At 63.7% G+C, this 377-nt stretch carries 1 pseudogene; it reads left to right on the forward strand.

Going from position 1 to position 377, the window contains the following annotated elements:
- A pseudogene (locus EN852_RS36095) lies at positions 1-377 on the forward strand (glycosyl hydrolase); the annotation flags it as partial.

The raw sequence follows: 377 nt of genomic DNA on the forward strand, positions 1-377 counted from the left end.
GAGGACAAATGGGGCGAGCGCCAGGCGATCCTGCCCTATCCGGAGTGGCGCAAATTTCTCAAGGACGACGATCTAAAGACGCTCAAGGATGCAGGTCTCGACTTCCTGCGCATGCCGGTCGATCCCGCGCCCTTTCTCTCGGACCGGACCACGGCTCTTCGCGACGAGCTCTATGCCGGCGTCCTGGACTCAGCGCGCATGATCAATCGCGCCGGCCTGAAGGTCGTGGTCGACCTGCATCTCATCCCCGCCGACGGCAACCGCAGAATCGGCATGGGGCAGGTGATGGACGATCCGGCCGTCTTCGATGCCTATGCCGAGGTCGTGCGCAACATGGCGCGGACGCTGGCAAAGGAAGACCCGGAACAGGTCGCGCT

Origin of the sequence: Mesorhizobium sp. M2E.F.Ca.ET.209.01.1.1 (assembly GCF_004010375.2) — a bacterium.
In the GTDB taxonomy this organism is placed as follows: domain Bacteria; phylum Pseudomonadota; class Alphaproteobacteria; order Rhizobiales; family Rhizobiaceae; genus Mesorhizobium.